Source organism: Curvivirga aplysinae, assembly GCF_009711445.1.
In the GTDB taxonomy this organism is placed as follows: Bacteria; Pseudomonadota; Alphaproteobacteria; order UBA8366; family Aestuariispiraceae; genus Curvivirga; species Curvivirga aplysinae.
Genome location: NZ_SMMC01000111.1, coordinates 1 through 11,623, shown reverse-complemented (window position 1 = coordinate 11,623; position 11,623 = coordinate 1). Strand labels below are relative to the sequence as shown.

The following is an 11,623-nucleotide window of genomic DNA, read 5'->3' as shown; positions in this document are numbered from 1 at the left end:
GGTTGTCCGCAGAAGTTTATAATTAGATGGGAAATCATCAGATGGCTCAGTTCCAAGTATCAAACGTTCACCATTCCGTCACCGGGGATAATGCGATGACAGAAATTGCATTGGCTTTAGCGATGGGGTTTTTTGCCATTATGATTTTAACACTTGTTTCTATGGGCGCGGGAACTGCTGAGGTATCACAAGAGACACATGAAAGTAATTCTTTCATCTCGGCCGCATTAGCACCAGCAAAACCGGATCAATCAGAGAATTCCTCGGTGGTATCGAAGGTTCAACAGCAAGATCAACTGGTGATCTATTATCATGGTCAATTTATGGATGCTGAAATGAAACCGATTGTAATTTCACAGATATTTCAAGATGAGAAATCGCGTGTGATTTTGGCTTTAGACCCTGAGTTACCAATGATTGAAGCGATGAGTATTCGCAGTAAAATCCCAACAGAGAAGCTTGTGATTTCTGCATTGGATCAAAGTTGGTTGACCCGTTTGTCTGCTGAATTTGGACAGAAATAAAAATATTAGAAAGGAAAGAAAGATGAAACCCTTAGCATCTAGAAAACCTGAAAAAGATAAACATCTTTTTAGTGCGATCACAGGCGTGCTTGGCGCATTGTTGATAGGTTTTGCCATTACTATGAGCTTTGTTGATAGTGCTTTTGCCGCCCGTGCAGATGGGGGCTATACAAAGAATGAGATAAAGCAAATCATTGTTCAGGAAGCAGAGCGTGATGGTGTGGTACCAGTTGCATTGGCATTGGCGGTGGCACGTGTTGAGTCCAATTTCAATGCTATGGCAAAAAGCCATGTTGGTGCGCGCGGTGTGATGCAAATTATGCCGGCGACTGCAAAAGGTGAATTCGGTGTCGCGGCAGACAGATTATGGAACCCGCGTTTAAACATTCGCTTAGGTATCCGCTTTTTGCATCAGCTTTATAATCAATATGGTAATAAATGGGATTTGGCTTTATCTCATTATAATGGCGGTACTTTGAAGGGGCGTGGTGCAAATGCTATTCCCCATAGTTATACCCGTAAATATGTAAAGAAAGTTACGAAGTTTTGGCGTCAATATGCCCGTAGTGAAATTGTCTTGGCCAGTGCCGAGGTGAAAGATGCCATAACTGTTTCTTCAAAGTCGAAACGCTTTACTTGGGAAAAACAAGGCTCAACTCATGTTACAGATACGTATTGGTTATTAGAAGAGCCAAAAACAGATCGTAACTGGCGTGAATATTTGGAAGCGGCAGATCGTATCTTGGAAGGTGAACTTAAAGAGGAAAGAATCTTTGATGGATATGACTATCTATCTTCTGCTGATAATCTATCAAATGAGAGTTCAAATTTTTCGACATTACGTAAAAAGTTCCAAGACAGCTTAAAACGTGTGAATTCCCAATTGAATGTCAATGAAAAGAAACGCTTTATGTGAGAGTTGAAACCTTAAGATATTCTTTTTAAGATAAAAAGGTTCGCGATGATAAGGGGATCGCGGACCTTTATAATTTTTGCTTCAACAGGTTTGTAATAAAATATATGGTGGTTGAAGTTTTACGGGGAATGGGTTTTTAGGGATGAACTCAAATTTAAATACAGCCAGTTTTTATGGCTATGGTGGCGTCAGTGATTCATTAGCAGGTATCTTTGAAGCATTGGCAGATCAAGAAGGATTGAATGGTCCTCGATACAGACAGGTTGATATCTGGGCTTTATTAAAAGATGTTGCAGAACGTCGATTTGCATCCGGGATTTATGAGCTGTGTCATTTGCTTCGTGGTTTTGGTATTTTGGATCGGCGAGGAGAAGCAGTAAATCTCTTCTGGATGGCAGACCCTGCGACACCAGCTGGTTTTCGGTCTGTTTTGTCTGCCCATGAAAATTCTAAACGCTTATCTGATGGGTTTTTTATTGAAGGAAATGTGCTGAATTTCAGATATTCCGACAACAAAGATTTTGAAGTGAAAACGGGGCGCATGCCTTATCTGGCTGCTTTATTTGATTTTATGGTAAACGCGATTGGTTTTGTTGAGATTCAAGATGATCTTGCGATGTTATCAAAATCTGATCTTACACATCGTGAATTATCTGATATTTCAAACGGCCTATTTTCAAAATGCTATGCTTTTTTAAGCGATCACCTCCCTTCTTCTCAAGGGCAAAAAAAGATGCGTCATATCCTGACTTTCTTAAATGGCTATTTGGGGGAAGGATTTGATTTAGCTGAAATTAATGACGAAACAATTATGGCCTTTTGGGAAGATCAAGATTTGTCCAGAGGATCAGATGCGTCAGATTTTATTCGGTTTACAACCGTCTTTGATGATTTTACCCGATATGCGCAAGCTATCCGCGAAACTCTTTCAAAACGGGATGTTAGTGATGCCAAGGTTTTTGGAACCGAGGCGCATGAAGCAAATTTAGATCGAATTGGAGGAGAGGGGCTGAGCGTTGCGGAAGAAGGGAATACTATTCTTGAACTGCTGCAAGAAGAACCTTTGGATCAAGTGAAGTTTATCGGTAAAAAAGATCTGGACCATCTTGCAGATATACTTGATCGAACCGAAGAAATATCCCGATGGGCTCTCTCTTATTTGCGTTCTTTAACTTTTGGTCAGGGGCAGGCTCGTATTAGCCAAGGGTTGAGAAACAAGCTGAATGCTGATCGTTTTCAGGCTTTGTGTGAAGATAGCAGTAAAACTAATTATGAAGATCAACTCACCATAGGACAAAAACTGTCAGATGGCTTGCGAAACACACAACTAGCCAGCCTTTATGTGGTGAATAACATAGGTGCAAAAGAAAATTCTGATAAAACGATTGAATTAGATTTTGAGTTGCTAGGAAAAGCGCGCAAAGCCTTCCATAACATAAATAGACAAGGATTCCAGGATTCCGTTCTTGATGATCCGACAATGGCTGACCTGTTTGAGCAAGGTGCTGATTGTTTGGATTTGATCAATCGGAAATATGATCGGGTTCTAAAAGCAATACAACAAGTAGACGCGTCTGTATGTTATGATGAGGATAAGCCCCGTTTTGCCACACGTTTCTACAGAATTTATGGAGGACATGCTTAACATGTCTTGGAATTTGTTAAGTGAAGATGAAAAGCGTAGAGCCGAAGAACGTTTTACGGGTTTATCTATTGTGGACAATATTCGCCAACAAATGTTGGCTGAAAGCCGTGAACGCCGTTATGGTTTTGGTGATGTCTATCAATTTGCGACTAATGCACATATTGAGATGACATCGGGACTTCAAAAGGCGTTGAAGCAAGACGACAAATTACAATCAGCATTAGATCAATTGCTTTCCGAGCGTGTGGTTTATCAATTCCCAAGAGCCGCTGCTGCGAGTTCTGGCAATTTGGAAAGTCGAGAAGGAGATGGATTTAGCATCCAGATTAAGCATTCTCGTGCACAAAGCGGACAAGTTTATATTATCTTGAAAATGGAAGATGCCTTTCAGCAGGAACCAACTGCAATCACGTTGAAATCTGGTGAGGGGCAATATTTGAAGAAGCTCTTGCCATTATCTGTTGATGGTGTTTTCCAGTTTTTAGCGGAAGAAGATGATGAGTTTGTTAAAACTCTACGTGATGTGGCTTCTGAGGTATTTTTAAACTCATGAAGACCCGTATTTTAATTGCCACAAGCGAAGGCCCGTCTGAAATTCAAAGTCTGGTTCCTGAGGACCCAGATGTAGCTTGTGCTGTTTGTTTGAATGGATCAACAGAAGCGCTACCGATTACGCGTGGATATCATGCATTTGTTCGTAAACCCACTGGGGTTATTGAACGTATGACAGGCCATAAATCTTATCGCATGGATGTGTCGGCAAGTATTACAAATGGGGAAAGTTGGCAATTGGGTGTCTATCTGGCACATGCCTTGATGGAAAAAAACGAACTTGCTATGCAAGGGGAGGCAGCTGATCAGGTCTGGTTGGTGACGGGGGCTGTGAATGCAAGAGATGAAGCTGTTCATAGTGTTTCTCATATCCAACAAAAATTAAACTACGCTGCGGATTTACTTAAAGAATTGAAAGCAAAAGGGGCAAAGGTCGGCTTTGTTTTGCCCGTTGAGGATATGCCTCAGTTGGAAAATGATTTTGATATTCCTGCATTCCCCGTTGAGATAGCATCGGAGATGGTTACAGATGCACGGAAATATAAAGTTCCAACGACCTTAGATACGCGAAAAAATAAACAAATTGCGTTCGGTGGCGTTGGGATTGTTATGTTGGCTGCCGGTAGTGTTTTTGCCTATCAGACAGGGTATTTGAATCAGTTTATTTACCAAGATCGGCCGGAAGAAGTTATATTCGCTCCAACGAAGGAAGATCTGGAAAAGGCGGAAGTAAAAGAGAATATTACCCCAATCGGACCTGAATTAGATTCCAATATGGGCGAAACCGATACAATAGTAGCTGGGGGTTGGGCAACTTTACCTGATGAGGATGCAATAGCTTCTGAAACAAATGTAAAAGACATGGTAGAAGTTGCTGGTCAATTGCCTCAACAAGGCGAAATGGCTACTCAGTTAGTGAAACCCAATCAACTGGAAGATCAGCTCTCGTTTCAGCTATTTGAAATGAAAACCGCGGATGGTGGAAGTTGTGCGGGACGGAAATATCGTGATACGTCGTTGACGGTGTTTGAAATCAAGGCAGCTTTTGATCAAGATTGGCAGGATGATCCTGATGTGTGTGGTCTGCGGGTCTTGATGAAAAATCTATCTGATAATGCTTTGGCTTTTTCAATTTCCGTTACTAGTGATAATCAAGATGTTATTCGCAAAAGGGATGTGCTGGATAACGACAAAGTCGTATCGTTAGATGAGGGGCAGGAGTTTACCTATGAAATGGGTTTGTCTTTGTTTCGAAGCGGGAATTATGACTTAGCCATTGTCGCAACGGATGCGAATAGTGATGTAAGTATCACGAAAAATATTTCCGCAATCGGTTGGACAGAAGAAGCTTCTGCAAAGTTTCAATAAATGGTGCAATTTATTTCTTGGATCTTTTAAAAAAGCTCCCTAATGATTTTTTTTCTTTAGAAGTTTCTTCTTTGCGTTTGGCTTCTAATTCTTTTTGTCGTTTTGCTTCCTCAATCTCATATTCTTCGCGTTCTTTACGATTTTTCAGATAGACGAGGCAGGCATTTAAAGCATTGCGAATGGCTTTTTCGTCGTCATAACGAGCTAGAGCCGAAATGCACATTGAAATGGCATGCTTTCCATCCACATCAGGATGTTTACCCATATGTTTTTGAAGTTCCAAAATACGTTTAATACGCGCTTGAGCTTCTCGGAGTCCGGAATGTAGAATCTTTAATTCTGCATCTTTTTGATTGATTGCTTCCAGGCGTTCTTCTTTTTCTTTTTCTCGACGTTTGAACGCATCCATAACAGTCTCATCATCTTCTTCATCGGAAGACGATGTATGTTCGTTGGTTTGATCTTTGGACTCAATCATAAAAAAGCTCTTTAAAATAAGAGTTTATCTTACTCTTACCCTCTCTTTCTTAGTATGAAATATAGCGCAGTGCGTTTATCAATCAAGATCATGATAACGCATAAATAATGCCATTTTGAGTTTTTTTCTAAAATAATTGAAAAAAATTCCTCAGGCATCTGGTCAAATGCTGTTAATTGCTGTACATCACAGCCGCTTAGGGCCTTGCATTCTGAACTTATTCTGAATTTATTAAATGGGCACTAGGCATGACTGCACCGGGTTAGGCTTGAAAGAATCCTAAGCCATAGACTTTGACAAGATAAAGAGCAGATACCGCCATGCCAAAACGTACCGATATTGACTCCGTAATGATTGTTGGGGCTGGTCCTATTGTGATCGGTCAAGCCTGTGAATTTGATTATTCAGGCACTCAAGCTTGTAAAGCCTTGAAAGAAGAAGGATACCGCGTGGTGTTGGTGAATTCCAACCCGGCAACCATTATGACCGACCCAGGTACAGCGGATGCAACTTATATTGAGCCGATCACACCGGAAGCCGTTGCAAAGATCCTTGAGCGCGAGAAAGCGGAACGACCAGATGATAAATTAGTCGTACTCCCAACAATGGGGGGACAGACAGCCTTGAATACAGCATTGGCGCTGGAAGAAAACGGTACTTTGGATCGCTTGAATATTGAGATGATCGGTGCGAATGCAGATGTGATTGACAAGGCGGAAGATCGTCTGCGTTTCCGTGAAGCGATGGAAAAAATTGGTTTGGATTGTCCGCGATCTGAACAAGTGGAAAGTTTCGAAGAAGGCATGGCCTGCCTTGATTATGTTGGCTTGCCTGCAATTTTCCGTCCCTCTTTCACCATGGGCGGCACAGGTGGCGGTATTGCCTATAATGTTGAAGAATATCGCGCATTGCTTGAAAGCGGTTTGAAGGCTTCTCCGGTTAACTCTGTGTTGGTTGAGGAATCTGTATTAGGTTGGAAGGAATATGAGATGGAAGTGGTCCGCGACCGTGCGGATAACTGCATCATCATTTGTTCTATTGAAAATATTGATCCAATGGGTATTCACACAGGGGACAGTGTGACTGTAGCACCAGCCTTAACACTGACCGATAAAGAATACCAAATCATGCGGAACGCTTCTATTGCCGTATTGCGTGAGATTGGTGTTGAAACTGGTGGTTCCAACGTACAATTCGCGATTAATCCTGAAAATGGCCGTATGATCGTGATTGAGATGAACCCACGTGTATCCCGCTCTTCTGCTTTAGCGTCTAAAGCAACGGGTTTCCCGATTGCAAAAATCGCTGCGAAATTGGCATGTGGTTACACCTTGGATGAATTGAAAAACGATATCACGGTTGTAACACCGGCAAGTTTTGAGCCGACAATTGACTATGTTGTGACAAAGATGCCGCGTTTCACATTTGAGAAATTCGCTGGTGCGGAACCGTTGCTTACAACAGCAATGAAATCCGTGGGTGAGGCGATGTCTATCGGTCGTTGTTTCCAAGAAAGTTTCCAGAAAGCACTTCGTTCCATGGAAACGGGCCTGACAGGATTGAACGAAATTCATATTCCAAATGCGATAAATGAAGATGGCAGCATGAATGAATCTGCAATCCGCGCAGCCATTTCCCGTCCGGAACCAGATCGTATCTTGAGCATCGCCCAAGCCATGCGTCATGGTATGGATGACGAAACGATCTATCAAGCAACGAAAGTGGATCGTTGGTTCCTTGAGCAAACACGTCAATTGGTGGAAGCAGAAGAAGAAGTTCGTAAAAACGGCCTACCAACAGATCGTCAAGGTTTGTTGCGTTTGAAGAAACTTGGTTTCTCTGATGAACGTTTGGCGGAATTGGTTGGTAGTGAGGCCAATGATGTTTTTGCGAAACGTAAAGAATTAGGTGTAAAACCTGTCTTTAAACGCATCGACACATGTGCAGCGGAATTCCCAAGTCAAACATCTTATATGTATGGCTGTTACGAAGGTGATGGTTTCTTCGAAGCGGAATGTGAAGCTGACATTTCTAATCGTAAGAAGGTTGTAATCCTTGGCGGTGGTCCAAACCGTATTGGTCAGGGGATCGAGTTTGATTACTGTTGTGTACATGCAGCTTATGCCCTGTCTGATACAGGCATTGAATCCATCATGGTGAACTGTAACCCTGAAACAGTCTCCACCGATTATGATACATCTGATCGTTTGTATTTCGAGCCACTTACGGGTGAGGATGTGATCGCCCTTTGTCAGAAAGAGCAAGAATCGGGTGAGTTGCTGGGTGTGATTGTTCAATTCGGTGGACAAACACCATTGAAACTTTCCCAAGCCTTGGAAGCTGCGGGCATTCCGATCCTTGGTACATCTCCGGATGCTATTGATTTGGCGGAAGACCGCGAACGTTTCCAAAAGATGCTTCAAGACTTGAATTTGCAACAGCCGCCGAACGGTATTGCTACAACCGAAGCGCAAGCGGCAGATATCGCAGAGGAAATCGGCTATCCGGTTGTGATCCGTCCTTCTTACGTATTGGGTGGTCGTGCTATGGAAATTGTTCATAGCCGTGAACAGCTTGAACGGTACATGGGCACAGCGGTAAAGGTATCCGGTGATAGCCCCGTCTTGATCGATTATTACTTGAAAGATGCGATTGAAGTCGATGTGGATGCGCTTTGTGATGGGGATACAGTCTTCGTCGCTGGTGTAATGGAACATATTGAAGAAGCTGGTATTCATTCTGGTGATAGTGCTTGTTCCTTACCGCCATATTCTTTGTCTGACAGTGTGATCGAAGAAATGAAGCGTCAAGCGGAAGCCATGGCCAAGAAATTGAACGTAATCGGTTTGATGAATGTACAATTCGCAGTTCAAGGCGAACGTATCTTTATCCTTGAGGTAAACCCACGTGCGTCTCGTACCGTGCCGTTTGTCGCGAAAGCAACAGGTCTTCCAGTTGCGAAAATCGCTGCACGCATTATGGCAGGTGAGAAATTGGTTGATTTCGATCTAAAGACAAAAGCGTTGAAAGACCATATCGCAGTGAAGGAAGCTGTCTTCCCATTCAATCGCTTCCCGGGTGTTGACGTTATGCTTGGCCCTGAAATGCGTTCCACAGGTGAAGTGATGGGGCTGGACAAAGATTTTGCGATGGCCTTTGCAAAAGCACAACTTGGTGCAAGTGCTAAACTACCAAAAGAAGGTACCGTCTTCATCTCAGTTAAAGATTCCGATAAAGAAAAAGTATTGGATGCAGCAAAGCTGCTGGTTAATGAAGGTTTGAATATTCTTTCTACAATCGGAACTGCACGTTATTTGAATGAAAATGGGGTGGCTGCAGAAGCAATTAACAAAGTTGTAGAAGGTAGCCCGCATATTGTGGACGCAATGATTAACGGGAAAGTTGATCTTGTATTTAATACGACGGAAGGTCAGCAATCTTTGCAAGATAGCCTATCTTTACGTCAAACAGCTTTGAAACAAGGTTTGCCATATTATACTACAATGTCCGGCTGTCATGCTGCTGCTCGTGCAATTCAAGCATTACGTGCTCAGGACATTGAGGTGGCTCCTTTACAGAGTTATTTCGCTGGCTAAATTTGTGGAAGTTAGTTGGTTTAACTACAACCATCTTAAATCGCCTTAAAAAAAGCCCTCGCATAAGCGAGGGTTTTTTTATGCCTATAAATTTACGTAGGGACTCTTTTAAATTTCTGGGATGATTTTTGACATAGATTGGTTCGTTTTCTAATTAATTGCGTTTATTAGCGAACATGTATATACAATTTAGGTGGGGTTTGTTTGGGATAAATCGTTTCTGATCCAAGCAAAATGATGAATATGTAATCATTATTAGGAGTTAGGGGAATACAAATGGAATTTCTTGAGACAATTTTTGGAACTATCGGTGACCTCACATGGGGATGGTCATTGATTCCGTTCCTCGTCGTTCTAGGTTTATTTTTTACCTTCGCCAGTGGCTTTGTACAGTTCAAATATTTTGGTCGTATGTTCCGTGTTTTACAGGGTAAGAACCAAACCGGGGATCCAAATGCTATTACGGCACGTGAAGCCTTATTGCTTTCTGTCGGTGGTCGCGTAGGCGGCGGTAATATCGCAGGGGTTGCAGTGGCGATTACGCTTGGTGGGCCGGGTGCGGTTTTCTGGATGTGGGCAATCGCCATTGTCGGTATGGCAACCAGTCTTGTTGAATGTTCTTTGGCGCAATTATTTAAAGAACCCGCGGAAGACGGTACTTATCGTGGCGGGCCTGCGCGGACTATTTTACATGGTTTGGGCCAAGACTATCGTTGGTTGGCTGTTCTTTATGCGATTTGCTTGATCGCTGCTTTTGGTATCGGCTTTCCGGCTTTCCAAGGTAACACGGTTGCAGGTGCTGCACAGGACAGTCTCGGTATTGATCGTATGATCACAGGTGTCGTATTAGCATTGGGTACTGGTATCATTGTATATGGTGGTATCCATCGTATTGCAAAAACCTGTGATGTGATTGTGCCGATTATGGCTCTTGGCTATATCTTCATGGCTTTGATCGTAATCGTGATTAATATCACCGATATTCCAGCTGTTATTGGCATGATCGTTTCCAATGCGCTTGGTTTTGAAGAAGCTGTGAGTGGTGGAATGGGCGCAGCCATTGCGCAAGGTTTACGCCGTGGGTTGTTTTCTAACGAAGCTGGGCTTGGATCCGCGCCAAACGTTGCGGCAACTGCGGATGTGCGTCATCCAATCAGTCAGGGGATCACGCAATCTTTCTCTGTGTTCATTGATACAATTGTAATTTGTTCCTGTACAGCGTTCGTGATCTTACTCGGTGATGTTTATGTTGCTGGGGCGCAAGATGTGAATGGTGTGGCATTGACACAGCAATCTCTTGTATCTCACCTTGGTGAATGGGCGCAGTATTTCTTGACCGGTGCTGTCTTGTTGTTTGCATTTAGTTCAATCATCTATAATTACTATCTTGGTGAAAATGCGATGACAGTGATGACGAAGAGTAAGCTTGCTTTGAATCTATTCAAAGTTGCGCTTGTTGCAATTGTTTTCCTTGGTGCTGTGGCACCTGCAGCAACATCCGTCTTCTTCTTCTCTGATCCGATGATGGGTATTCTTGCGATTGTGAACTTACTGGCATTACTGATGCTTTTCCCGATCGCAAAGCGTCTTATCGTTGATTTTAGTGCACAGCTGAAAGCTGGTATAGACAGACCTGTTTTAAATCCGGATGATTATGCAGATTTGGATATCAATCGTGAAGTCTGGAATGGTAAGGTGAATGATTAAGACTTAAACAAGCAAAAGATATCTCCTCCGAGGTTTTCTGATCCATAAGTTTCAGGATGGCCTTGGGGGAAATATTTTGTCTTGTTTCATTCTAGATACAGGTATCTTGTAATTTTCTTGCAAATACCCTATCTTGTGTAAATAAAGTCAGAAAGAATTTGGAACAGGCCGTGGGATGAGTGTCCTGCGGGTGTTTTTTTTTGTTCTGACGGTATTGGCAAAATTCGTTATGACTTGGCGATGTAAAGTGGTCATGACATATAATATGGTAATGAAGTGGAATAAGTCATGGTTGATAAGGTACCCGTGACATTGAAGGGTTATGAAACTCTTCAAGCAGAATTGAAAAATTTAAAATCTGTTGAACGTCCAGCTGTAATTCAGGCGATTGCGGAAGCGCGCGAACATGGCGATTTGTCCGAGAATGCGGAATATCATGCTGCCCGTGAAAAGCAGAGCTTCATTGAAGGTCGTATTTTGGAACTGGAAGATAAAACCAGTCGTGCAGATGTGATCGATCCATCTAAAATGGAAGGTGAAACAATCCGATTTGGTGCAACTGTGACTGTCGTTGATTGTGATACTGACGAAGAAAAAGAGTATCAAATTGTTGGTGAGTTAGAAGCTGATATCAACAATGGTAAAATTTCTTTGGCATCCCCATTGGCAAAAGGATTGATTGGTAAATCAGCGGGTGATGCCTTTGAATTGCACACACCTGGTGGTTCCAAAGAATATGAAATTGAAGAAGTAAAATATATTTAAGATTTTAATTCTGATAAATGTTAGAAAGCCCTGCAATTGCAGGGCTTTTTGTTTTCTACGCTATATTATCCA

9 protein-coding genes are annotated in these 11,623 nt (G+C 42.5%); 8 read left to right on the top strand and 1 reads right to left on the bottom strand.

Annotation, left to right across the window (positions count from 1 at the left end):
- Nucleotides 1-41: 41 nt before the first annotated feature.
- The 5 genes from E1160_RS02950 (at nucleotide 42) to E1160_RS02930 (ending at nucleotide 5,005) form a co-directional block, all read left to right on the top strand.
- Nucleotides 42-524: a hypothetical protein gene (locus tag E1160_RS02950; protein WP_155153504.1), complete on the top strand. Its 483-nt coding sequence runs from the start codon at nucleotides 42-44 to the stop codon at nucleotides 522-524.
- A gap of 22 nt (nucleotides 525-546) precedes the next feature.
- Complete coding sequence (locus E1160_RS02945) at nucleotides 547-1,440, top strand: lytic transglycosylase domain-containing protein (RefSeq protein WP_155153503.1); 894 nt, start codon at nucleotides 547-549, stop codon at nucleotides 1,438-1,440.
- A 142-nt stretch (nucleotides 1,441-1,582) separates the two neighbouring features.
- Nucleotides 1,583-3,085, top strand: coding sequence for a hypothetical protein (locus E1160_RS02940; protein WP_155153502.1), 1,503 nt, complete (start codon nucleotides 1,583-1,585; stop codon nucleotides 3,083-3,085).
- A 1-nt stretch (nucleotide 3,086) separates the two neighbouring features.
- On the top strand, nucleotides 3,087-3,638 hold the full coding sequence (locus E1160_RS02935; protein WP_155153501.1) for a hypothetical protein: 552 nt from the start codon (nucleotides 3,087-3,089) through the stop codon (nucleotides 3,636-3,638).
- Nucleotides 3,635-5,005 (top strand): hypothetical protein, encoded by a 1,371-nt coding sequence (locus tag E1160_RS02930; protein WP_155153500.1) that lies wholly within the window; start codon nucleotides 3,635-3,637, stop codon nucleotides 5,003-5,005. The genes E1160_RS02935 and E1160_RS02930 overlap by 4 nt, the downstream gene beginning before the upstream one ends.
- Before the next feature lie 10 nt (nucleotides 5,006-5,015).
- Here the strand turns inward: E1160_RS02930 and E1160_RS02925 are convergent, their stop codons facing one another.
- Nucleotides 5,016-5,483, bottom strand: coding sequence for a hypothetical protein (locus tag E1160_RS02925; protein ID WP_155153499.1), 468 nt, complete (start codon nucleotides 5,481-5,483; stop codon nucleotides 5,016-5,018).
- Nucleotides 5,484-5,803: 320 nt separating this feature from the next.
- Here E1160_RS02925 and carB point away from each other — a divergent pair, with 320 nt between their 5' ends.
- The 3 genes from carB to greA all read left to right on the top strand — a co-directional run bounded on the left by carB (nucleotide 5,804) and on the right by greA (nucleotide 11,551).
- On the top strand, nucleotides 5,804-9,079 hold the full coding sequence (gene carB / locus E1160_RS02920; protein ID WP_155153498.1) for a carbamoyl-phosphate synthase large subunit: 3,276 nt from the start codon (nucleotides 5,804-5,806) through the stop codon (nucleotides 9,077-9,079).
- Between the two features lie 276 nt (nucleotides 9,080-9,355).
- A complete protein-coding gene (locus tag E1160_RS02915; protein WP_155153497.1) occupies nucleotides 9,356-10,786 on the top strand; it encodes an alanine/glycine:cation symporter family protein in 1,431 nt (476 codons plus the stop codon).
- A 288-nt stretch (nucleotides 10,787-11,074) separates the two neighbouring features.
- The gene (gene greA, locus E1160_RS02910) at nucleotides 11,075-11,551 is read left to right on the top strand and encodes a transcription elongation factor GreA (RefSeq protein ID WP_155153496.1); all 477 of its coding nucleotides are present in this window, start codon (nucleotides 11,075-11,077) and stop codon (nucleotides 11,549-11,551) included.
- The last annotated feature ends 72 nt before the right edge of the window (nucleotides 11,552-11,623 follow it).

What these genes read in the sequence shown, in the direction of transcription:
- E1160_RS02930 (WP_155153500.1), top strand. Translation starts at nt 3,635, where the DNA reads ATGAAGACCCGTATTTTAATTGCCACAAGCGAAGGCCCGTCTGAAATT.
- greA (WP_155153496.1), top strand. Translation starts at nt 11,075, where the DNA reads ATGGTTGATAAGGTACCCGTGACATTGAAGGGTTATGAAACTCTTCAA.
- E1160_RS02925 (WP_155153499.1), bottom strand. Translation starts at nt 5,483, where the DNA reads ATGATTGAGTCCAAAGATCAAACCAACGAACATACATCGTCTTCCGAT.
- carB (WP_155153498.1), top strand. Translation starts at nt 5,804, where the DNA reads ATGCCAAAACGTACCGATATTGACTCCGTAATGATTGTTGGGGCTGGT.
- E1160_RS02935 (WP_155153501.1), top strand. Translation starts at nt 3,087, where the DNA reads ATGTCTTGGAATTTGTTAAGTGAAGATGAAAAGCGTAGAGCCGAAGAA.
- E1160_RS02950 (WP_155153504.1), top strand. Translation starts at nt 42, where the DNA reads ATGGCTCAGTTCCAAGTATCAAACGTTCACCATTCCGTCACCGGGGAT.
- E1160_RS02940 (WP_155153502.1), top strand. Translation starts at nt 1,583, where the DNA reads ATGAACTCAAATTTAAATACAGCCAGTTTTTATGGCTATGGTGGCGTC.
- E1160_RS02915 (WP_155153497.1), top strand. Translation starts at nt 9,356, where the DNA reads ATGGAATTTCTTGAGACAATTTTTGGAACTATCGGTGACCTCACATGG.
- E1160_RS02945 (WP_155153503.1), top strand. Translation starts at nt 547, where the DNA reads ATGAAACCCTTAGCATCTAGAAAACCTGAAAAAGATAAACATCTTTTT.